At 45.0% G+C, this 22,150-nt stretch carries 20 protein-coding genes; 4 read left to right on the top strand and 16 right to left on the bottom strand.

The genetic code is table 11. The features are described from left to right. Positions 1-13: 13 nt before the first annotated feature. The 3 genes from HGT73_RS01535 to tamA are packed head-to-tail and all read right to left on the bottom strand — an operon-like array spanning position 14 to position 5,906. Positions 14-361, bottom strand: a complete 348-nt coding sequence (locus HGT73_RS01535; protein WP_214211892.1) for a gamma-glutamylcyclotransferase family protein — start codon at positions 359-361, stop codon at positions 14-16. A 2-nt stretch (positions 362-363) separates the two neighbouring features. Then, entirely contained in the window at positions 364-4,191 is a 3,828-nt protein-coding gene (gene tamB / locus HGT73_RS01530; RefSeq protein WP_214211891.1) for an autotransporter assembly complex protein TamB, read from the bottom strand. Further along, positions 4,188-5,906 (bottom strand): autotransporter assembly complex protein TamA, encoded by a 1,719-nt coding sequence (gene tamA / locus HGT73_RS01525; RefSeq protein WP_214212087.1) that lies wholly within the window; start codon positions 5,904-5,906, stop codon positions 4,188-4,190. The genes tamB and tamA overlap by 4 nt, the downstream gene beginning before the upstream one ends. Positions 5,907-6,350: 444 nt before the next feature. On the opposite strand from tamA, the gene HGT73_RS01520 reads away from it, so the two are divergent. After that, complete coding sequence (locus HGT73_RS01520; RefSeq protein ID WP_214211890.1) at positions 6,351-7,691, top strand: hemolysin family protein; 1,341 nt, start codon at positions 6,351-6,353, stop codon at positions 7,689-7,691. A 235-nt stretch (positions 7,692-7,926) separates the two neighbouring features. On the opposite strand, the gene HGT73_RS01515 is transcribed toward HGT73_RS01520, so the two are convergent. From HGT73_RS01515 to fklB, 4 genes are all read right to left on the bottom strand, one after another. Further along, a complete protein-coding gene (locus tag HGT73_RS01515) occupies positions 7,927-8,403 on the bottom strand; it encodes a tetratricopeptide repeat protein (RefSeq protein WP_214211889.1) in 477 nt (158 codons plus the stop codon). A gap of 355 nt (positions 8,404-8,758) precedes the next feature. Then, positions 8,759-8,962 carry a DUF1107 domain-containing protein gene (locus HGT73_RS01510; protein WP_214211888.1) on the bottom strand — a complete coding sequence of 68 codons (204 nt, stop codon included), beginning with the start codon at positions 8,960-8,962 and terminating at the stop codon, positions 8,759-8,761. A gap of 265 nt (positions 8,963-9,227) precedes the next feature. Further along, entirely contained in the window at positions 9,228-9,977 is a 750-nt protein-coding gene (cysQ, locus tag HGT73_RS01505) for a 3'(2'),5'-bisphosphate nucleotidase CysQ (RefSeq protein WP_214211887.1), read from the bottom strand. Between the two features lie 141 nt (positions 9,978-10,118). After that, complete coding sequence (gene fklB / locus HGT73_RS01500; protein WP_214211886.1) at positions 10,119-10,739, bottom strand: FKBP-type peptidyl-prolyl cis-trans isomerase; 621 nt, start codon at positions 10,737-10,739, stop codon at positions 10,119-10,121. 158 nt (positions 10,740-10,897) lie between these two features. Between fklB and HGT73_RS14925 the strand changes: the two genes are divergently transcribed. Beyond that, positions 10,898-11,395 (top strand): LysM-like peptidoglycan-binding domain-containing protein, encoded by a 498-nt coding sequence (locus HGT73_RS14925; protein ID WP_276516136.1) that lies wholly within the window; start codon positions 10,898-10,900, stop codon positions 11,393-11,395. A gap of 48 nt (positions 11,396-11,443) precedes the next feature. Here HGT73_RS14925 and rplI read toward each other — a convergent pair whose 3' ends face one another. From rplI to rpsF, 4 genes are read right to left on the bottom strand one after another with little or no spacing between them, the layout of a single operon-like run. Then, positions 11,444-11,893, bottom strand: a complete 450-nt coding sequence (gene rplI, locus HGT73_RS01490; protein WP_214211884.1) for a 50S ribosomal protein L9 — start codon at positions 11,891-11,893, stop codon at positions 11,444-11,446. Between the two features lie 39 nt (positions 11,894-11,932). Beyond that, positions 11,933-12,160, bottom strand: a complete 228-nt coding sequence (gene rpsR / locus HGT73_RS01485; RefSeq protein WP_000135199.1) for a 30S ribosomal protein S18 — start codon at positions 12,158-12,160, stop codon at positions 11,933-11,935. A 4-nt stretch (positions 12,161-12,164) separates the two neighbouring features. Next, entirely contained in the window at positions 12,165-12,479 is a 315-nt protein-coding gene (gene priB, locus HGT73_RS01480) for a primosomal replication protein N (RefSeq protein ID WP_241607421.1), read from the bottom strand. Positions 12,480-12,488: 9 nt separating this feature from the next. Further along, positions 12,489-12,884 (bottom strand): 30S ribosomal protein S6, encoded by a 396-nt coding sequence (gene rpsF, locus HGT73_RS01475; RefSeq protein ID WP_048912783.1) that lies wholly within the window; start codon positions 12,882-12,884, stop codon positions 12,489-12,491. A gap of 221 nt (positions 12,885-13,105) precedes the next feature. Here rpsF and HGT73_RS01470 point away from each other — a divergent pair, with 221 nt between their 5' ends. Both HGT73_RS01470 and HGT73_RS01465 read left to right on the top strand, forming a co-directional pair. Next, positions 13,106-13,570: an Ivy family c-type lysozyme inhibitor gene (locus tag HGT73_RS01470; RefSeq protein ID WP_244968398.1), complete on the top strand. Its 465-nt coding sequence runs from the start codon at positions 13,106-13,108 to the stop codon at positions 13,568-13,570. Positions 13,571-13,792: 222 nt separating this feature from the next. Further along, positions 13,793-15,118 carry an APC family permease gene (locus HGT73_RS01465; protein ID WP_214211882.1) on the top strand — a complete coding sequence of 442 codons (1,326 nt, stop codon included), beginning with the start codon at positions 13,793-13,795 and terminating at the stop codon, positions 15,116-15,118. 37 nt (positions 15,119-15,155) lie between these two features. On the opposite strand, the gene HGT73_RS01460 is transcribed toward HGT73_RS01465, so the two are convergent. The 5 genes from HGT73_RS01460 to HGT73_RS01440 form a co-directional block, all read right to left on the bottom strand. Next, positions 15,156-16,568, bottom strand: coding sequence for a putrescine aminotransferase (locus HGT73_RS01460; protein WP_244968397.1), 1,413 nt, complete (start codon positions 16,566-16,568; stop codon positions 15,156-15,158). Between the two features lie 343 nt (positions 16,569-16,911). Continuing rightward, a complete protein-coding gene (gene rlmB / locus HGT73_RS01455) occupies positions 16,912-17,643 on the bottom strand; it encodes a 23S rRNA (guanosine(2251)-2'-O)-methyltransferase RlmB (RefSeq protein WP_214211880.1) in 732 nt (243 codons plus the stop codon). A gap of 65 nt (positions 17,644-17,708) precedes the next feature. Next, positions 17,709-20,153 (bottom strand): ribonuclease R, encoded by a 2,445-nt coding sequence (gene rnr / locus HGT73_RS01450; protein WP_214211879.1) that lies wholly within the window; start codon positions 20,151-20,153, stop codon positions 17,709-17,711. A gap of 17 nt (positions 20,154-20,170) precedes the next feature. Further along, positions 20,171-20,476, bottom strand: coding sequence for a helix-turn-helix domain-containing protein (locus HGT73_RS01445; protein WP_214211878.1), 306 nt, complete (start codon positions 20,474-20,476; stop codon positions 20,171-20,173). A 308-nt stretch (positions 20,477-20,784) separates the two neighbouring features. Then, positions 20,785-22,083: an adenylosuccinate synthase gene (locus HGT73_RS01440; protein WP_214211877.1), complete on the bottom strand. Its 1,299-nt coding sequence runs from the start codon at positions 22,081-22,083 to the stop codon at positions 20,785-20,787. Positions 22,084-22,150: the final 67 nt, after the last annotated feature.

Here is a 22,150-nt window from a genome sequence, read left to right as displayed (position 1 = left end):
CGGCGTTTTTGTCTTACGCGTGATCTACCCTATCAAGCCAATTTCCACTCGGAATATGCTGACGGCCAGCAACAGATCGTTGGTAAATATACATCCATGCGCTGCCATAAGGTGTAGGAACAAGCTGGCGCTTGTACTCCCCCCCTTTGGTTCTCAACGCATCAAGTTCCCCTAGCGTCATTGCGTCAATACGATAAACTTCGCCTTCAATCTTCCCTTCACCGGGGATTACCCCTGGATAGTGGCCTAAATTATACAGCTCATAGCCCTCAACTTGATAGTCGCCGAGCCATTGAGCATTGGTCATCCAATGACTATTTCCCTGCTTACGTCTTAAACTGCCATAGACAATGATTCGCATAGCTAAAACTCAAACTTATAAAGCACATCCAGTGCCTGATCTGCGCCAGACACTGCTTCCAGGTAGAGTTTAGGCATCAAACGATAGCGTAGCGTAAGCGTTGCTAACGAATCGAAGATTCCCACTCCGTATTTTACTTGTAGGCCTGGTAACACATAGCCACTAACTTGGACTTGCTGGCTATTACCTACGCCAGAAGTATCTAGCGCTAAATCGCTGACACCGAAAGTCTCGCCGATTTTACCCATAACCTGACCACTTTGTGCAACCCCTAACCCCACTAAAGCCGAAGTTAGTGCATTACTGTCATCACCTTCGCCAAGGCCTTGCCCTCTTAATAGATAAGACAGGGCTGCTTGTTGTGACATGGTCGGATCAGAGAATACCTCAACTTTCGGCTCATCTGCTAATCCTGTTACACGAATTCCAGCGGTTACATTGTCCTCTGTGGCATCAGGATTACGAATAGCTTCAAGATTGACATAAGGTTGATCCGGTGGACCAGAGAACTGAAGCTGCCCTTTGCGGACGATTAAATCTTGACCATAGGCATGGAAACGACCTGAAGCAATATTAATTTGTCCATTCAAGCCCAATCCATTTTTCCCTTGCCCAACACTAAGGTCACCGTTGAGACTGGCGTTTAGTCCAAAGGCTGAGATCTTCACATCATTACCGACATGTATGATTAAATTACTATTAATCGCCATACTGGCTGTCGTCGGTTGAATCGGTTGCAATTGTGCGTTTAACATCACTTCATCCGAAGATACGCCCACTGCACTCTGTGGCAAGTCTTGCACGATAATCCTTGCCCAAGGAATGTCGACTCTACCATTTAGGTTGAAGGCCGCGGGCGTTGCATCAAAAGTGATATCTGGGGAGACATCCATTCGTACCATTGGCGGAACAGTTACTCGGATTTTTTCACCTTTGGCAGCAATATGTGCACGCCAATTGTCTAACTGTCGCCAATCCGCATTCCCCGAAAGAGAGAGATTTCCATGTCCCGTTTGGATCAGACCATCCAGTGTCGATGACATACCATTAAAAAACATCGAGAGATTAGCATCGGTCAGTTCCACTGGCATGGCACTGGTTAACGCTTTCGCATTTTTTAAATTAAGCTGCCCGAAAATTTGAGGATTTTGTAACGATCCGCCAAGTCGTAACCGGCTGTCTAAAATACCTTGTACACTTTCCCCTTTCATCAATGCCGGATTAAGCAGTGCTAGGGAAAGATTATCTATATTAACATTTCCCCCGAGTAATCGACGATTTTCAGGATCCGCAATCTGTACATTACCGGTCAATTGCCCATTGTTCACCAGCTTAATCAGCCATTGTAATTGGGCTTTACCTTTTACCAATGCTGCTTTCACCTCTAATCGATCAAACGCGATAGGCAGAGTATTACCTTGAACATATTGACGAACTTCGACCCCTTGGCCAATTAAGCTCAAGTTAGCATCAGGCAAGCCGCCCTTCTCAGTCCAGTTTACACGGGTATCACCACTAAAACGTCCAGAGAGTTGTGTTTGCGCAGGTAAAAAGGACTTCAACATTGCGAGATCGAAGCGTCGAATCTGTAAGTGTGCATGCCCCTCTGGCCCTGCAACAATCGGTTCAGGGACACAAATCTCTGCATTAGGGTTTAACCAACAATGACTCCCGACGGTAATAGTGCGTCGACTATTTTGATAATCTAAGCTCACAGCACGACTGAGAGTGACATTACCGACAGGGGTTGTAAATTGACTACGCAATAAACTTCCCTGCCAACGCTGTTGCTGGCGATCGAAATGTCCGGTTAATGCTAATTCGCCAGCAACAGGCTTTCCTGTAACCTTAAGCGTTAATTGATGGGCTTGCTCGTTACCACCAGCATTCAGCAAGATCTGATTGATATCGATACCGTCTTGCTGAAATTTCTGTAAATTTAACATTAACTTACCGGAAATTTGCTCAGCCGAGGTGACATTCCCCGTCAACGCCAATGACTGTAAGCGTAGTTGCTGCCAGCGCAAAGCTCGGCCCTGAAGGTCGGCCTGGAGCTGTGGCTGTTTTAGCGTTCCTCTTGCCTTCACCACGCCTTTAATCGTACCACCGAGTCCCGGCAACGCATTGTCTAATGCTGGTGCATCAATCGTCGCATCCAACATTAATGTCTCATTCAATTTACCTTGAATATCAAGGTGATTACGCCCCAACGCCACAAGCAGTCGCGGGACATTCCACTGCATATAACTATTCCCCTGTAGGCTACCTTCAATGTTAACGGGGCTCTGTTTAACATTCCCTTTTATATCGATTTTCGGAACACTTACTTGCCACGTTCCACCAAATAAGCTGCCTTTCGTGGTTATTTCACCGTTCAATTTCGCAGGCCAATCCGGATATTGACGGGTAGTATTGATATTATTTAAGGTCAAATCACTGTGCCAGCTAATTGCTTTATTCCAATCAACCAAGGCTGTCAGGTCGATATTCCCCTGTAACACTGCCAGACGTAATCGATCTAAATTAAACTGCCCCAGATCACCCTTACCATTTACCGTAATTTGCGCAGGCGGAATACTGGTTCCTGTTACATAGGAAGCCAGGTGGATCTGATAATCTGATGCTTTACCGGATGTGTTGAGATTAAGATTATCCACTTGAATCTCAGCAGGCCCAGTTAAGGGCCAACGAATACGCGGACTATTAACGGCTAAGGAGAAAGGTAACCCAATAGTGGCAGGTTGGGCCATAGCATCAAGCTGGGCTTTGACTGGCCCCGATAGATTGATACCAAGGTTAACCTGCTGTTTCATGTTTCCTTTTAACTGCAACTTCACCTTTTGTCCCTTAATGGGATCGACATTGACGGTGCTATTAAGGGTCAGATTCACAGGCCAGTTATCCGCCAAATTGACGTCGCCACTCGCATGAAGTTGCCCTTGAATCGCCTGTACTTGCAGTTGTTGTAACGCGATATGATTGTTAATAGCGTTAGCTTTCAGCATAAGCTGAGTAATGGTTAAATTGGTATCACCTGTAACTTGTAAATTATGGGCAGTAATTCCCTGCACATCGACATCAACTGGTAAAGTCACAGCGGGTAAATTGAGTAGTGGCTTAGCAAATAGCGCTCGTAAGGTATCCCCCAGCGGCGGTTGTTGGGCGGCGATCCGGGCTTGTTCGTCGGCCGCTTTCTTTTGCTGTGCAGCCTGTTCAGGCGTTTGGGTTATCGCTTTTTGTGTCGTTTCTGCCGCTTTTTCTACTGCAACTTGGGTCACCGTTGGCAACGCCAACAGGAAATTAGTGATCTGAGTCGGAGCTAATGTAATTTGCCGTTTTTGCCAAGTGATACCTGTACTAAATTCTCCCAGAGCAATACTTGTACCATCAACCTTCACATTAATATTTTGCAAAGCGAGTCGTTGAAGTGTTAGTGGGTAAGGCGTGGAAATATTCGTTAACGGCGTACTTTCGGTTTGTTTAACGGGGGCAGAAGGTGTCATTTTACTGGTGTCGACCACCACACTCACATCACTTAACGCGAGATCATCAACACACACTGACGAATGCCATAGACATGACGTATTTACGGCAAGATGAAACTGTCCACTTCTTACCGCAACACCCGGCATCTGGTAGGTAATATCACGCAAAAGGAGATTACGCCAACCACCTTGAACCTCAGCAATATGCAAACCAGGGACCCAACGATTTGCCCCCTTAAAAAGTAGATGTAAGCCAGACGTGGTGCCCACTAACCAGGCTACCGTTGTGATTAAGAGTAATACGACGACGAGTAGGCCGATAAGCCCCTTTTTCCACCAACTCATAATTCAGGTCCTAAGCCAATGTAAAATTGGAGACTGTGGTTATCTTTGTCACCAATAGGTGTGGCAATATCAAATTTAATCGGCCCTACCGGCGAGGCCCAACGAACACCGACCCCTGCCCCAGTTTTAATATCAGTATCTTTGATGTTATTAACCGCCTCACCGCTATCAATGAAGGCTGCCCCCCACCATTTACCGGTAACGTTATATTGGTATTCAAAAGAGCCCGTCGCCATTTTGCTCGCACCGGTTAAATTATTCTCGCTATCGCGAGGAGAGATATTTTTATATTTATAACCGCGAATACTGCGATCTCCCCCGGCGAAGAAACGCAGGTCAGGTGGGACTTTGTCGAAATCATCCGTTTCTATCCAACCTAGGTTTCCACGTACCACAAAGCGGTTTCTTTCCGCATAAGTACGTATCCATACATTAGACGCCTGCAAAATAACGAAATTAGCGCCTGACCCCCAAGTAGTATCCGAGAAATCAACCGAATAACGCTGTGTATCCCCCCACGTGGGCATTAATCCGCCCCGTGAGCGTGTCCTATTCACACTAACACCTGGATAAAGTAACATTGTCGTATTGGTATAGGTTCCTTGGGTATAGTGATCTAAACGCCAAGTCAGATTTATCGCTTTCTGCCAACCACTACTGTTTTCCCAATAACGCGACCCAACAATTGTTGTCGAATCTGCCTTCGTATCGTTTAAGTCAGTGCGTTTAAGCCCCCCTTTGATCAGGTAATACTGTTCAAGTGGGTTTTTTAAAAGAGGTATTTTGTAGGTAAAATCAAGTTGTTGCTCAGGTTGAGAAAGATAGGTGGTCGCAGTAATACTGTGCCCATATTCATTAACCCAAGGTCGATTCCATGTTGATTTAAGTTGTGGGCCAACATCAGTCGAAAAACCGGCACCGACTTCTAAACTATTTTTTACCGCTGGAGTAAGCGCTGTATTTATCGGTAAAACTTTTGTTTTTTGCGACCCCTTAAATTCAGGCGCAGCAACGACAGATCCAAACCATCCCATTGCAGATAGGCGACGGTTCAATTCGGCAAGACTACGCGAATCGTAATAGTCGCCTTCATGAAAAGGGACTAACTTTTCGAGATACTCTTGCCGTATTTGCGAACCAGTAAAGGTCACTTTGCCGAAGCGATAACGCTGCCCCGTATCATAATCAATATCCCAAAACGCTTTATGGAGAGGAAGTGATACGCCTAACTCGCTTTTACGATATACACCATCGAAATAGCCTTTTCGTAAGGCAATACTCGAAAACCCTGATTTAAATTTATCGTAATCGCCGTGATTAAGCACTGCCCCAACTGTTGGGCGTCCTTTTTCAACCCACTGCTGGTAATCAGTATCACTCTTCCCTTCACCCTCCACCAGGATCGTGCTACCGCCAATCTTAACCGGTACGCCGGGGTCAACATGAATCGTTAACACTTGGCCAGAAGGTAGTGCCTGTTCAGGAGAGAGTCGGTAAGTGATAATAGGTTGATAATAACCGAGAGCCCGTAGCCCGAGTTTAATCACAGCATCCAGACGCGCTTGAAAACGACCATCTGCACTGATTTCTTCACTGGTAATGGTAGATAGCCTGATCCTGACATTATTTTGTAATTCACCAGAAAGCCCTTCAAGGTTTACCCTAACTGTGGCTGCCTGCAATAATGAAGGGGTGGCTAACAAAAGTGCTGCCATACTATAAAGTGTTAAACGTGACACGAACTCTCCTGTTAACCATCCATTTGCAACAGCAAATCGCGTAAATTAATTAAAATATACACAGAGTTATAAGCATAGTCTCTATCGGACCTGAGAAATCAAAAATCAAAAGATAATTTTTCTAATCGATTATCCCATTGTCCAAAAACCCTGCATAAATTACAACCGGTGATCGTAAAGCAATCGATAATGCTGCAATTCTGCACATTTCCCTCTAGCGACTTAATCATCGCAACTGCTATACTCTGCGTAGGCAGTCATTACTGTCTTTTCTGTTGCTGAGCATTATTCATAGTGAATATGCCCTAACAGACATTTTTGGCACGGATAACGTGTTCTTCCTCACTGACTGCCTGAACGTTGCTTTGTTGAGAAGTTGCCCAGGCCAAAAATGACAAGCTTATAAACTTCGGACTTCTTATGTTAGATAGCTTACTTGTCATCCTAGTATTAATTGTTATTAGTTTTTTCTTCGCCATGTCAGAAATCTCTCTGGCCGCGGCGCGTAAAATCAAGCTCAAACTCCTCGCTAATGATGGCGATATTCGTGCTGAGCATGTGCTCAAACTCCAAGAGTCACCGGGTATGTTTTTTACCGTCGTGCAAATTGGCGTCAATGCGGTCGCCATCTTAGGGGGCATCGTCGGTGATTCAGCTTTTATGCCGGTCTTCTCAGATTTCTTCCGGCGCTTTCTTTCACCTGAGTTATCAGAGCAATTAAGTTTTATTTGTTCATTTACCATCGTAACCAGCTTATTTATTCTCTTCGCTGACCTGACACCGAAACGTATCGGGATGATTGCACCCGAAGCCATTGCGCTGCGTATTATTGGCCCGATGCGTATCTGTTTATTGATCTTCCGCCCCCTAGTATGGTTTTTTAATGGTATGGCGAACAATGTCTTCCGCCTCTTTAAAATTCCAATGGATCGTAAAGACGATATTACGCCGGACGATATTTATGCAGTGGTTGAAGCCGGTGCTTTAGCGGGGGTGCTTCGTAAACAAGAACACGAATTAATTGAAAATGTTTTTGAGTTAGAATCGCGCACCGTCCCTTCATCAATGACTTCGCGTGAAAATATTGTCTGGTTTGATCTTAATGAGGAAGAATCGGTACTAAAATCGAAGATCGCCGATCATCCCCATTCCAAGTTCTTAGTTTGTAACGGCGATATTGACCATATTGTCGGTTATGTCGACTCTAAAGAGCTGCTATTGCGTGTGTTAGGCAATCAAAGCATGACATTAAGTAGCGGTGTTCAGATTCGTTCTGCATTAATTGTCCCGGATACGTTAACGCTTTCTGAAGCCTTAGAGAGTTTTAAAACTGCCGGTGAAGATTTTGCGGTCATCATGAATGAGTACGCGCTAGTAGTCGGTATCATTACGCTTAACGATGTCATGACCACATTAATGGGCGATTTAGTGGGACAAGGTTTTGAAGAGCAGATTGTCGCCCGTGACGCAAACTCATGGCTAGTCGAAGGCGGAACGCCGATTGATGACGTAGTGCGGGTGCTGCATATCGAAGAGTTTCCTCACTCCGGCAACTACGAAACTATTGGCGGCTTTATGATGTATATGCTGCGTAAAATTCCTAAACGTACAGACTTTGTCATTTTCTCTGGTTACAAATTTGAAGTCGTCGATATTGATAATTACCGCATCGACCAATTACTTGTTACACGCGTGATTGATGAACGCCCTACTCCGTTGACACCAGCAGGACAGGTCATCGACGAAATTAATGGGAAATAATCATTAACGACGGCCGCTACGTTCTCCGTGATGGTTTACCATCGCGGGGAGCGAGGTTTCTCAGGCAATTTAAACTGAAACCGACCGCTCCGAGTCAGCAACTGAGTGAACAGTCCTTGATTATGTTCCACATAAAGTAATCAGCGTCGACCTAGAACGAAAATTAACATTACCCTCTAAATATAACGATTTATACCTTCCACCCTATTCGTGGCCTCCCTAAAACGAACCCATATTATCGCGGAGAATAATACTCCAAGAGTGCACGTCGATAGCTAGAAATAGCTTGAGTCGGTGAATGTTGAATTAAAAGTTCAAACAGAAGTTCACAAGCTCGACCCATTTTATCTAATGACATTAGGCAAAGTGCAAAGAACGGAACGATTTCTGTTTTAGACGGATAGTCCTTAATCAATATCTCAAAAATTAGCTCCGCATCGTGAAGATTACCTAAGCATCGATGTGTACAGGCTAGTCCAAACTTGGCTTCAAAATACTCATCTTCAGATAGCGTTTCATTTAGCGACTTAGTGTAATACTCTAACGCTTCTTTTTCTAAACCTTGGTTGTCATACGACCATGCTATGTTGAGATAGAGGGTACCTTGCCCACTATCAGATGCTAATAACGATAAAAGTATATTCCTGCTTTCCTCAAAAAATCCTTTTTTTCTAAGATCAATTGCATAGTTCAAACGTTGGCTATTTGTCACAAATAATCTCACTCTAAAATTTATTCTACCGTGGGACTTTACTACGTATATCACGTAAACATCTTCTGAAAACAACATTAATAAATCGTACAGATGAAGCCAAACTTTTAACTTTGCTGCGACTAGTCCAGACGACAACACACCGTCTGATAATCTTATCGAAAACCGTAAATTTTTTATTTCACTATGAGGTATTAAATATGGAATATCTTGCGGATGGGTCGATATGAAAAATAGAAAAGACTTATTCGCATCCAATACTATATCCGTAGGAGAAAAACAAGATTTCTAGGATGGGATAAAAAAAACGGCCAGAAAATTCGGCCACAGCAATCATAGGGCTGTGGCCAAACGTCTAAAATTTTATTTGTAATTCGTTAACCTGACGATTAATTTCAGACATGATGCTGAGTCGCTGAATATCACTGTTCAAAGGTTTTAATACCCGTCCTTGGTCAAAATGAAATTCACCAATATCTTTTATATAAATCACGCCTTTAAATAACGTCTTCACGTAGCGGGCGATCTGAATTGGGTTATAGCGTTTATAAATTTTCACTTTATCTTTCTCTCTTTGCTCCTGCATTCTGAGATAGAGTGTAGTTTGTTATCCAGAAAACACAAAAAGCACATACAAACAATCTTTGATTAACATATCAATAAAAGTGCTTATCGGTATAAGGCGGTGATTGATACGGAAATCTAAGCGCTTTATTTCTCACTAAGAAGAAACTTATGGAGATTATCGGCAAGTTGAGTGACAAATTTATGGCAATCCTATATTTTTTTGCTCCCTCAAATAAGGGAACAAAAAAACGGACTATTTAGAAGAGTGAAACACGGAAATTGGGATTTAAAAACGATTCTCGTGGAGTGTAATCGAGAGGAATACCATGCCAATCAGTGACTCGAGCCCCTGCAGCAAGCGCAACGGCATGACCTGCTCCGGTATCCCAAATATTGGTCGGGCCAAAGCGTGGATAAAGCTGAGCTTGTCCTTCTGCAACTAGGCAAAACTTCAAAGAAGAACCGATTGCGACCGTTTGGTGCTCACCGAGCTGTTGGAGATAATCTTTCAATTCCGGATCATTATTCGCATGGGAGCGGCTGACGACGACTAAAGGAGGATGAGCAATGGCTACCTGTATCGTCTCAAGCCCTTGTTGTTTAACCTCTTTCCATGCCTTACCTTCTGCTGCGCAATATAAGGTTTCTAACACAGGAGCATAAACGACACCCAACACAGGCTTTCCATTGTCGATAAGCGCAATATTAACGGTAAATTCACCATTACGTTTAATAAACTCTTTAGTTCCATCAAGCGGATCTACAAGCCAATAACGTGTCCAATGCTGTCGTTCTGACCATTCAACAGTAGACTCTTCAGATAAAATAGGAATATCGGGTGTTAAAGCCTGTAAGCCTTCAATAATGATTTTATTCGCTGCAAGATCAGCAGCCGTCACCGGAGAATCGTCGGCTTTTACTTGAACGCCGAGGCCTTCTGCGCGATGGTAGATTTTCAAAATCTCTTCACCGGCTAAGCGTGCAATATGATTAATCTGTTCTAACATTGTCAGCCTCCTATCAACGCGCATTATGGTTATGAACTCTATTAGGTTGCCGATGACCCTACGCTAAAAAAGGGTCAGGGTAAACCTTATTACAGGGGCGAAAAAAAACCGGCACAAGGCCGGTTAATCATCATTCTGCTGTTAAAGAATTTCGAGTAATTCGACTTCAAACACCAGCGTGCTAAACGGTGGAATTGATGCACCCGCGCCGCGTTCGCCATAAGCTAAGTGTTGAGGAATAACCAGCTCCCACTTCGACCCGACTGGCATCAGCGTTAATGCTTCAATCCAACCTGCGATAACCCCACTTACTGGGAATTCCGCCGGTTCACCCCGGGCGACAGAACTATCGAATACTGTGCCATCAGTGAGTTTACCCGTGTAATGAACACGAACACGATCTTGGCGGGAAGGAATCGCACCTTCACCCTGTGTTAACACACGAAATTGTAAGCCTGATTCGGTACTGTTAACACCTTCACGTTGGCGATTCTCTTCCAAGAATTTAGCACCTTCAGCGGCCATTTCTTTCGTACGTTCTTCTCGAACCGCTTCAGCACGTTCATGCATCTCACGTAATGCACGATGCAAAACATCCATAGGTACAGCCGGCGAGTTTCCTTCCAGCGCATCACGCAAACCGGCGAGCAGAGCTTCAGGCTCAAGACCTTGTAATCCTGATTCTGATAATTGCTGTCCAACTTGCAGACCGATGCCATAGCTTGCTTGCGTTTCGACACTGTCAAAAGAAAGAGTCGTCATTTCTGTTCCTTTTCTCTAAATAAATTGAACCGCAAGAATAGCAGTGTGTGAGCTATTGGTAAAATTGATCCGCGGAGTAATGACTTTTTCTTAAGAAAGATTAACAATAGTGACCATTACGGTAGTGAAATCTTAGCCCAAGGCTAATGGAGGCAGTGATGAAGGAGAAGATATTGGCATTGCTGAACACTATTAAGCAGTGTTATTCCACAAAAGTACACCCCCGACTTTGCCCCATTGTTGCCTCGCTTTCGGTTTGGCATCGACGAGCGCTAGCCATCGCCCTACTCATCATTATTATTGGTCTTCTACTACCTGGCCCAACGCCTAAACCCGATGTTACGTTACACCACATCGATCCTCCAGCCATGCTGACTGAAGAAAGTGATTCACAAGGTGTTTGGCATCGGTATTCTGTGGCTGAAGGCGAAACCTTAGCACAACTCTTCCGTGATCATGGATTACCGACGGAGTCACTCTATGCCATGGTCAGTGTACAAGGAAATGATAAACCATTGAGTACACTCTCTGCGGGTCAGCAGGTGAAAATACGGATGACATTACAAGGAGATGTGACGGGATTAACGCTGGAAAATACCCAAGGGCAGGTATTATTCGTCCGTCAGAAGGATGGACGTTTTTTACGTGTGCAATAATGAAAGCAAAAATGCCGGCTTACGCCGGCATTTTTCTCACAACTGATATTACTCAGCAGCGATTTTGATAACCAGTTTAGCGAAAACTTCGCCGTGAACTTGGAAATCAACTTCGTGGTCACCAGTGGTGCGAAGAACACCATTTGGTAAACGCACTTCACTTTTAGCAACAGCAACACCTGCAGCGGTCACAGCATCAGCGATATCGCGAGTACCGATTGAACCGAACAGTTTACCGCCGTCACCCGCTTTAGTTGCGAGGGTGACTGAGCCCAGTGCATTGATTTTCTCAGCACGAGCGTTAGCAGCAGCCAGAGTTTCCGCTAATTTAGCTTCTAACTCAGCACGACGAGTTTCAAAAAACTCGATGTTATTTTTAGTTGCTGGGACAGCTTTACCTTGTGGTACCAGGAAGTTACGGGCGTAACCCGCTTTCACGTTAACCTGATCACCTAGGTTGCCCAGGTTTGCTACTTTATCAAGCAGAATAACTTGCATTACCTTATCCTCTTAAAGTCGTTAATGGACAGCTACCGATTACTGATGACGATCAGTGTACGGTAACAGAGACAGGTAACGCGCGCGCTTGATAGCACGGGCCAGCTGACGCTGGTATTTTGCACGGGTACCGGTAATACGGCTTGGTACAATCTTACCGCTTTCAGTGATGTAATTTTTTAGCGTTGCGATATCTTTATAATCGATCTCTTGAACGCCTTCCGCGGTGAAACGGCAGAACTTGCGACGACGGAAATAACGTGCCATTTGGCTAGTCTCCAGAATCTATCAATTCAATCTGCTCGGCATGCAGCACAAGTTTACTTTGGCCTGTTCTCGCCTTATGGCTATGAACAAAACCTTGCAGTAAAAGCTGCTTACCGACCGTTATATGTTGAGTAATTAACTGATGTTCATGTCCACTGATAATCACAGGGATACGACAAACAGCTAGCCGGTTGATACCGGCTTCCCGTTGCATCGATTCATGCTCTAGCACAAATTGACAATGCGGGATTCCTGAGGGGCTAGTTTTTCTTACCACCGCTGTGCAAACATGCCCAGACAGCTGTAGACGGTTAGCCACCATCAAGAATTACTCTTCAGAATCCTCAGCATCTGAGTCATCAGCGGCTTCATTTGCAAAGTCATCACGACGATCACGACGTTCTTCTTTTGCTTTAACCATTGGTGATGCTTCAGTTACCGCATGCTTAACGCGCATGACCATGCTGCGGATAACGGCGTCGTTGAAGCGGAAGTTTGTTTCCAGCTCATCAATCACTTCTTGCGGCGCTTCAACGTTCAGCAGAACGTAGTGAGCTTTGTGCAATTTGTTAATTGGGTAAGCCAACTGACGGCGGCCCCAGTCTTCCAGACGGTGGATCTTGCCTTCTGCACCAGTGATAGCACCAGTGTAACGCTCGATCATGCCAGGAACCTGTTCGCTCTGGTCAGGATGAACCATAAATACGATTTCGTAATGACGCATCGGTTGCTCCTTACGGATTATTCAGCCTCCTGTCAGGGTCAACCGCGGCCCATGGAAGCAAGGAACGTTTTAAAATGCGGTTGAAAAATTTGACGCGTAATCATACTGGTACTAGCGCTTAAATACAAGCCAACCACGCCGTTATTTATTACTCTAACGACTTTCTTCTGATACCACGGCCTTAGTGGCTATACTTAACAGCAATAATGAAAGGAGGATGTATGTTAAAACGCTTCAGTATCATCGCGTCATTCATGATCGCACACAGCGCCTTTGCTGCTGACCCGATGTTTAGTGACTTAATCAACACCCCTGAAGGGGGAAAAGCACTCAACGCATTAATTAGCCACCAATCTTTACCAAGGTGGATTAAAACTGGAGGAGTAGAGTCCCCGGCAAAAACCGTAGTACTCAAGGGCAATAGCTATCAGGTATATACTGTCTGTAAACCTCATAACTGTGGTAACCAGCAATTTGCCGTGCTCTACTCAGCGAAATTAAAACAGATGAGTGGACTCTATTTGCAAAATAATGAGAAATCACATCGCGAAACCCTGCAATGGCTTAATATTAGTGACGAACTGTCCATTGATGGCAAAACCGTACTTTACGCTGCCCTGAGCGGTAGCCTTGACAACCATCCCGATGCTTTTAATTATGGCGATGAAAAAGTAGCCGTAAAATAAGTCTCCTAACCCACTGATTAAAGTGGGTTAATTGTTAAGCTCAACACCGCTATATCTTCCCAACCTAAGACTCTTTATCTCGCCCGTCTATTTATTCTTTACTCCTTGGAAAAAAGGCCTATTTTAGCTCGCTAAAATTCGTTTCTACGCTGCCTCCACTAAGCACTGGGCATAGAAATTGCTTAAATACTATTTATCGAATCTTGTCCAAGGTGGTATTGAATGACTCAAAATGTAACATATAAACGTAATTTAGGATTATGGCAGGTCGTCATTGTCGGGATAGCCTACATGACACCTATGACGGTATTCGACACTTTTGGTATCGTATCAGGGATGACCTCAGGTCGCGTCCCACTTGCCTACTTACTGGCGCTTTTCGCCGTCTTACTCACGGCTTTTAGCTACGGGAAAATGGTTAAAAATTTCCCCAATGCTGGATCAGCTTACACCTATGCGCGAAAAACCTGTGGAAACCGAGCGGGCTTTTTGGTCGGATGGGCGTCACTGTTAGACTACATGCTATTACCGATGATTAATGCACTTTTAGCAGGCATTTATCTGCGTTCATTGTTCCCTGAAATTCCATCTTGGCTATGGATTGTTGCTTTCACAAGTTTAGTCACTTGGGTAAATAGCCGTAATATTCGCTTACTGGCCAACCTCAACTTTTTATTTGTCGGCCTCCCAGTGTTGTTGATGGCGGTATTTGTTTGGTTGGTGATTCAAGGTGTTGGCCATCAGCACGGTAATGATGCAGTTTGGACACTACAACCACTGTGGAACGGTGATCATACTTTACTGCCCTTGATTAGTGGCGCGGCAGTACTCTGCTTTTCTTTTCTCGGATTTGATGCAGTCACTACTCTTTCCGATGAATCTCACCAACCTCATCGTACTATTCCCCGAGCAGTTATGTTAACGGCGCTGATTGGGGGCCTTATTTTCTTTGTTGCCGCTTGGTTTACCCAGCTCTACTTCCCGACCAACGTCGCCTTTAAAAATCCCACTGAAGCGATGCCTGAAATTGTCCTATATGTCGGTGGCAAGTTTTTCCAATCACTCTTTTTAGTAGCGATTCTTGTTAACACATTCGCTTCTGGCTTAGCCTCTCATGCCAGTGCCGCACGTTTACTGCACATAATGGGTAGAGATGGTATTTTCCCTATCGCTAAATTTCGCTATATCCACCCCAAACTAGGCTGCCCACTCTACTGTGTGTTATTCGTAGGGGCATTAGCGATGTCGGCCGTCTTTTTTAACCTTGATACAGCGGTATCGCTGATTAGTTTTGGTGCCTTAGTGGCCTTCACTTCTGTTAATGTATCGGTAATTGCCTATTATGCTATCCAACAAAAACAATTACGCACGGTGACGCAGTGGGTGACTCACCTGATCATTCCCGTCTTGGGAATACTTTCTGTTGGCGTAATGTGGCTGAACTTAGATCAAGATGCAATGCGACTGGGTTTGGTATGGACCGCTATCGGTATAGGGTGGATGGTATGGTTTTGGTGGACGAAACGAGAGCTTGTTTTTAGCCACTAAGAAAGACTCCCACCGCCTATTAGGCGGTGGGAGATGATTAATGTAACATTGATGTCGATGTCTCCGTCACCGAGACATGTTCCACCATTGAGGATAACTTAGCTAACACATGTTCAACATGCTCAAGAACTTGTTGACACTGTTCGAGCGTTAACGTTAGGGGGGGTTCGATACGTACAGTGCGGGCATTATTCAACGTCCCCGCAACTAACACACCACGACGGAACATTTCACTCGCAAAAGCATAACCGGTTTCATTATCACGAAACTCCAAGGCTTGTAAGAATCCCATACCCCTGGCTTCTGCGATAAGCTGTGGATAACGCTTCGCACACTCTTGTAAGCCACGCAGTAGAAACTCCCCTTTAATCTCCGCCTGTTGGGCAAGGTCATCCCGTAATAAGACATTAATCGTTGCCAACGCGGCCGCACAGGCCATTGGGTTGCCACCAAATGTCGTCGTGTGTAAAAACGGATTATCAAAAAGTACCGAAAAAATACGCTTACTGGCGATAGTCGCACTAATTGGCATCACACCACCGCCCAGTGCTTTGGCTAAGCAGAGAATATCGGGTTCAACACCATAATGTTCGCAGGCAAACATTTTACCTGTTCTTCCCATACCGGTTTGTACTTCGTCAAGAATGAGCAATGCCCCGATCTCATCACATAAGGCTCGTACTGCTGGCAAATAATCATCCGGCGGTAAAATAACCCCCCCTTCGCCCTGAATCGGTTCAAGAATAATCGCCGCAATTCCTTCTCCTCGTGCCGCACATTCAGCGACTTTTGCCCGCATATCATCAATATCACCGAAATCAACATGGTGAAAACCAGGAACGAGAGGTTGAAAAGGCTCGCGAAAAACAGGTTTTGCGGTGGCGGATAACGCCCCCAATGACTTGCCATGAAAGGCACCATTGGTAGCGATAAAACTGAATTTCCCATTTGGGGCCTGATATACTTTGGCTAATTTCAGTGCTGCTTCCACAGACTCGGTACCGCTATTACCAAAGAAACAATAATTCAGTTCACCAGGCGCTAATCCCGCTAAGGTCTGGGCGAGTAAAGCCCGCAATGGGTCAAGTAATTCTTGACTATGCAAGGGTTGCTTATGTAATTGCTGTTCAACTGCATCGACGACCGTTGGGTTACAATGGCCTACGCTGAAAATACCATAACCACCTAAACAGTCGATATACTCATTTCCACGGGTATCCGCTAGGGTATTTAGACTCGTGGCACGCCATTCAACGGCAGCATATCCCCCACCCGAGGTGACCGATTTGCGGTACTCTAAAAATCCCGGATTAATATGCTGGCGAAAGCCGTTAATGGTCAGTTCATTGAGAAGAGCAAGTTGCTCAGAGGTGAGATAATCACTATGAATAAAATCTAATGCCTGTTGAGTGGACTCTAACGGGGTTAAGGATTGATTTGAACGATTCAAAATAAGCTCCAAAAAAGTAGCACCACAGAGTGCACCCAGAAACATGCATAAATCATTCCATAATGAAATCAACCCCCCGTATAAAAAAGAGGCTGAACCATACACACTTTGCTCAATAATGAAGCAAGCTCTCCCCTTTACCGATCAGAGGGTTCAAACTTATTGAGTTTTTAAGAAATAGAGAAAATAGAGGATGCGATAAGAGAAGTGTAACTATTTTGTGTACCTGAATAATCGAGCCGTATTTAGCCGTTTGCAAACTGACCTTAAAATGGATAACTCCCTCCGAACAGATTAAAAGACTAAGCATCTTCTCGTAAAAAGAAAATGCTCAATCCTGCGGCTATTGACGCTGACGTACAGCCTCAAATAAACAGATCCCTGTTGCCACGGAGACATTTAACGAAGAGACAGAACCTGCCATAGGAATACTAATCAGTTCATCGCAATGCTCGCGCGTAAGGCGACGCATACCTTCCCCTTCAGCACCCATCACTAGAGCCATTCCCCCGGTCATTTTGCTTTGATAAAGCGTATGATCAGCTTCGCCGGCCGTACCAACAATCCAGATATGATATTCTTGCAGTAATCGCATGGTTCGCGCCAGATTAGTGACCCGAATTAACGGAACCGTTTCTGCTGCACCGCATGCAACTTTCTTGGCGACGGCATTTAACGCTGCGGAGCGGTCTTTTGGAACAATCACAGCGGCGACACCGGCAGCATCAGCACTCCGTAAACACGCACCGAGATTATGGGGGTCAGTGACGCCATCGAGAATAAGGATCAACGGTTTCTCGATATTCTCAAGTAGGTCGGGTAAGTCCCCTTCCTGATATTGACGTCCAGGTTTTACTAACGCGAGAATACCTTGATGAACAGCACCTTCAGATGCTTCATCTAACCATTGCCGAGTAGCAACTTGTAGCGTAATACCCTGTGATTCCAACTGCTGAATCAACGGTTGTAGGCGGCGATCGTCACGACCTTTTAAGATAAAGACCTGTTGGAAGCGCTGAGGTTGGCGTTCCAGTAAGGCTTGAACCGCGTGGATGCCAAAAATTTTTTCACTCATAGTTTTTCTATCAATTACCTTGAGGTGGCTGGCAACAAAACATTGCCAGCATATTCTGCTTGCTCTTATTCTGAGCGACTTTTCTTCGCACTACGTTTAGCTTTTGTAGCTTCCGCTATTTTACGGGTTTTTTCAGAGACTTTTTTAGATTTTTTCTTTGCCGTTTTAGGATGGCTATCGCTGGCTTTTTGCTTCGTTCCACGAAAAGTACTGTCTGGCTCGAAATTCGCTTTTTTCGCTCCCTTCCGACGTTTTTTTACTGTGTCAGAGGTTGCTTTCTTCGCGCGATCCTTTTCGGTTTTACCCTCGCCGCGGGCCTTTCGCTGACTTGAGATCAATGCAAAATCGATCTTACGCTCATCCATATGTACCGCATCGACTCTAACTTCAACAGTGTCACCGAGACGGAATACCTGCCCACTGGCTTCACCTGTTAATCGTTGGCCAATTTGGTCGTAACGGTAATAGTCGTTATCAAGGGTTGATACATGAACTAAGCCATCAATGAAAAGATCCGCAAGACGAACGAAAAAGCCAAAATTGGTTACACTAGAGATAACACCTGTAAACGCGTTTCCAACTTGGTCTTGCATAAAGTCGCATTTTAGCCAGTCAGCCACATCACGGGTTGCTTCATCAGCCCGGCGCTCCGTCAATGAACAGTGCTGACCCAGTTGTAACATTTGCTGCATATCATAATGACAGCCCCCCCCTGCGGTAACCGTCTCAACCGCCTGACCTTCTGCTTTAGCAATCAAATACTTGAGTGAGCGATGAAGCAATAAATCAGGGTAACGACGAATTGGCGAAGTAAAATGTGCATAGGAGGTTAAGGCTAGACCAAAGTGACCACGATTTTCTGGATCATAAATCGCCTGTTTCATAGAACGCAGCAGCATGGTTTGTAACATTTCTGCATCCGGACGCTCCGCAACCGCCTCGAGGAGTTGTGCATAATCTAACGGCGTTGGTTTATTCCCCCCACCAAGTGTTAAACCTAGTTCCCCTAATACTTTACGGAAACTTTTAATACTTTCGTCTGTCGGACGGTCATGGTCACGGAATAGCACAGGTTCTTGATATTTCTCGGCAAACCGTGCGGAGGCAATATTTGCCAAAATCATACATTCTTCGATTAATTTATGAGCAGGGTTACGGCGTAGACGCTCAACACGCTCAATACGGCGCTCTGCATTAAAAATAAACTTAGGCTCTTCCGTCTCAAAAGAAATACCGCCACGTTGGCTACGTGCTGTCTCCAACACTTGGTACATAGCGTAAAGCTCCTCGAGATCGTTAACCCGAGCAGCGTACTGTTCACGCAGAGCTTCGTCGCCTTCTAAAATTGACCAGACTTTATTATAGGTCAATCGCGCGTGAGAGTTCATAACCGCTTCGTAATGTTTGTAACCGGTAAGTTTACCGCGTGCTGAAATCGTCATTTCACACACTAAGCAGAGGCGATCCACTTGAGGATTGAGTGAACATAGACCGTTTGACAGAACTTCTGGAAGCATCGGTACAACTTGGGTTGGAAAATAGACCGACGTCCCTCGTTTCTCCGCTTCGTGGTCAAGGGCCGTTCCCGGACGCACATAATAAGTCACATCAGCAATCGCTACCCATAATCGCCATCCACCCCCACGTTTTTTCTCACAGTAGACGGCATCATCGAAGTCGCGTGCATCTTCCCCATCGATGGTGACTAGTGGTAGTTGACGTAAATCAACACGCCCCTGTTTAGCACTTTCCGGGACAACTTCACTCAGATGATTGATTTCAGCATCGACGTCACTCGGCCATTCATTCGGGATTTCATGAGTACGCAGCGCCATATCAACGGCTAAGCTAGTCCCCATTTCATCACCAAGAATTTCAGTAATTTTTCCGATCGCTTTCATTCTACGTGTTGGGCGTTTCTCTAGGGTAACCACCACAACAGCACCCATACGAGCCTGCATAGTAGGATCGGCTTCAATTAAGATATCAAAACTTAAACGACTGTCATCCGGGACAACGAACCCAGCGCCAGCATCGGTAAAGTAACGCCCAACGATTTGTGGATTACGCGGTTCCACGACCCTAACCATTCTCGCTTCACGTCGACCTTTACGGTCTGCTCCCATCGGTTGCGCGAGAATAATATCGCCGTGTAAACAGAGCTTCATCTGTTCTGCAGAAAGATAAAAGTCGTCTTTATAGCCTTCTGCACGCAAAAAACCGTATCCGTCACGGTGGCCAATCACTTTTCCGCGAATCAAATCTAAACGTTCAGGTAAGACATAACATTGACGACGGGTGAAAACTAACTGACCATCACGCTCCATCGCTCTTAATCGACGGCGTAAAGCCTCAAGTTGCTCTTCGCTCGTTATGTTTAGTTCTGCCGCAATCTCATCACGGCGAGCAGGTGTTTCTCGCTTCTCTAAATGGGCGAGAATAAACTCGCGGCTAGGGATCGGATTTTCATATTTTTCCGTTTCCCGCTGTATAAAAGGATCTTGTGACATAGGGTCCTCCAATGTCTTTAAAATAAGTTCTCTACGGTATTTTCAACATTGAAAATCCGTTTTAAGTTCCAGCCACCCGCGATATCTACCAAGGTATCACTCACTCGCTTAGCAATAAATTTATTCATCGCTTTTGAGAGTACTCTGCTCAGATGACAGGACGATGTAATTAAGCAAAGGTCGCTATCAACCTGTTGTCGGGATTTCAAAGTGCCCAGAACATCCCCGATATTGTTCTGTTTTACCAGCCGAGTAAGGCCAATTCGATTGGTTTTTCGCCGGCTAGATTTAATAAAGGCTTCACGACTCAGCTTAGGAATCATGATGCCCCTCTGCTGATAAGGGATAAAATAATGCGTAGTCGTTTTAGTGACTAATCTCGCGGATTCCACGGGTAAATTAACCATGAAAATTAATGTACATAACTTGTTATCAGTAAGACTGGTCAGTTGCACATCAATCCCAATAATATTCCGGAGAAAAAGATAATTGGTCCAATAAAATTATAAACCAATATCGATAGTGCGGGCCTTTTGTTTTCAGGTCAATACATAGGGAACAATACGAGGAAGATTTAATCAGGCAGGTCAGAAAAACAATGGCCGATTTAAGACCGGCCATTCTTATAACATTAGCTGTCAAACGGATCTCTTAAGATCATTGTTTCACTACGATCCGGACCTGTAGAAATAATATCGACAGGAATACCGGTTAATTCTTCAATGCGCTTAATGTAATTCAGCGCGGCTTGTGGCAGACCGTCACGGGTTTTTACCCCGAAAGTCGTCTCATCCCAACCCGGCATTGTTTCATAAATCGGGGTAAGGCCTTCCCAATTTTCTGCTGCTAGCGGCGTAGTATCAACTTCTTTACCGTTCGGTAAACGATAACCAACACAGATTTTCACTTCTTTTAAACCGTCTAAAACATCCAGTTTAGTTAGACAAAAACCTGAAAGAGAGTTGATTTGCACAGCACGACGTACTGCAACAATATCCAGCCAACCGGTACGACGGCGGCGTCCAGTCGTTGCACCGAACTCATTACCTTTTTTACCTAAGAATTCACCGATATCATCGAAAAGTTCAGTCGGGAATGGACCAGCACCCACGCGGGTCGAGTAGGCTTTGACAATGCCCAGCACGTAATCAATATAGCGAGGGCCAAGACCACATCCGGTCGCAACACCACCCGCCGTAGTGTTTGAGGAGGTCACATAAGGGTAAGTACCGTGATCGATATCGAGAAGCGTACCCTGAGCACCTTCAAACATCATAAAGTCGCCACGTAAGCGCGCTTTATCGAGCAGGTCTGAAACATCGACAACCATTGAGGTCAATATGTCAGCCATCGCTAGAGTATCATTTAAGATAGCGTCGTAATCGACAGCAGGTTCTTTGTAGTAATGCACCAGTTGGAAATTGTAGTATTCAACAATTTCTTTCAGCTTAACGGCAAAACCTTCTTTATCAAAAAGGTCGCCAACGCGTAAGCCACGGCGAGCCACTTTGTCTTCGTAAGCAGGACCAATGCCCCGGCCAGTTGTACCAATTGCTTTTGCGCCACGTGCTTTCTCACGTGCCATATCCATAGCAACATGATATTGCAAGATCAAAGGACAGGCTTCAGAAATCAGCAAACGTTCACGTACTGGGACACCACGATCTTCCAGGCCTTTCATCTCTTTCATCAGAGCTTCTGGAGAGAGCACGACACCATTACCGATGATACTAGTAACGTTATCACGCAGGATACCTGAAGGAATTAAGTGAAGAACGGTTTTTTCACCGTTGATGACAAGCGTATGACCTGCATTGTGTCCACCTTGATAACGGACGACATACTTTGCACGCTCAGTCAGCAAATCTACAATTTTACCTTTGCCTTCGTCACCCCATTGGGTGCCAAGTACGACAACATTATTACCCATTTTCTAAAACCATTGATTGCTTAAAAATGGATTCTACCACCAGCTTTTATCGGTTTCAGCTTTTTTA

The sequence above is a fragment of the Rosenbergiella australiborealis genome (genome assembly GCF_018494035.1).
In the GTDB taxonomy this organism is placed as follows: domain Bacteria; phylum Pseudomonadota; class Gammaproteobacteria; order Enterobacterales; family Enterobacteriaceae; genus Rosenbergiella; species Rosenbergiella australiborealis.
This window is presented reverse-complemented; position numbering and strand designations above follow the sequence as displayed.

Bases quoted from the DNA above. Each gene is read 5' to 3' on its own strand.
- HGT73_RS01535 (WP_214211892.1), bottom strand. From the start codon at position 361: ATGCGAATCATTGTCTATGGCAGTTTAAGACGTAAGCAGGGAAATAGT.
- tamB (WP_214211891.1), bottom strand. From the start codon at position 4,191: ATGAGTTGGTGGAAAAAGGGGCTTATCGGCCTACTCGTCGTCGTATTA.
- tamA (WP_214212087.1), bottom strand. From the start codon at position 5,906: ATGGCAGCACTTTTGTTAGCCACCCCTTCATTATTGCAGGCAGCCACA.
- HGT73_RS01520 (WP_214211890.1), top strand. From the start codon at position 6,351: ATGTTAGATAGCTTACTTGTCATCCTAGTATTAATTGTTATTAGTTTT.
- cysQ (WP_214211887.1), bottom strand. From the start codon at position 9,977: ATGTTAGAACAGATTAATCATATTGCACGCTTAGCCGGTGAAGAGATT.
- fklB (WP_214211886.1), bottom strand. From the start codon at position 10,739: ATGACGACTCTTTCTTTTGACAGTGTCGAAACGCAAGCAAGCTATGGC.
- HGT73_RS14925 (WP_276516136.1), top strand. From the start codon at position 10,898: ATGAAGGAGAAGATATTGGCATTGCTGAACACTATTAAGCAGTGTTAT.
- rplI (WP_214211884.1), bottom strand. From the start codon at position 11,893: ATGCAAGTTATTCTGCTTGATAAAGTAGCAAACCTGGGCAACCTAGGT.
- rpsR (WP_000135199.1), bottom strand. From the start codon at position 12,160: ATGGCACGTTATTTCCGTCGTCGCAAGTTCTGCCGTTTCACCGCGGAA.
- rpsF (WP_048912783.1), bottom strand. From the start codon at position 12,884: ATGCGTCATTACGAAATCGTATTTATGGTTCATCCTGACCAGAGCGAA.
- HGT73_RS01470 (WP_244968398.1), top strand. From the start codon at position 13,106: ATGTTAAAACGCTTCAGTATCATCGCGTCATTCATGATCGCACACAGC.
- HGT73_RS01465 (WP_214211882.1), top strand. From the start codon at position 13,793: ATGACTCAAAATGTAACATATAAACGTAATTTAGGATTATGGCAGGTC.
- rlmB (WP_214211880.1), bottom strand. From the start codon at position 17,643: ATGAGTGAAAAAATTTTTGGCATCCACGCGGTTCAAGCCTTACTGGAA.
- rnr (WP_214211879.1), bottom strand. From the start codon at position 20,153: ATGTCACAAGATCCTTTTATACAGCGGGAAACGGAAAAATATGAAAAT.
- HGT73_RS01445 (WP_214211878.1), bottom strand. From the start codon at position 20,476: ATGATTCCTAAGCTGAGTCGTGAAGCCTTTATTAAATCTAGCCGGCGA.
- HGT73_RS01440 (WP_214211877.1), bottom strand. From the start codon at position 22,083: ATGGGTAATAATGTTGTCGTACTTGGCACCCAATGGGGTGACGAAGGC.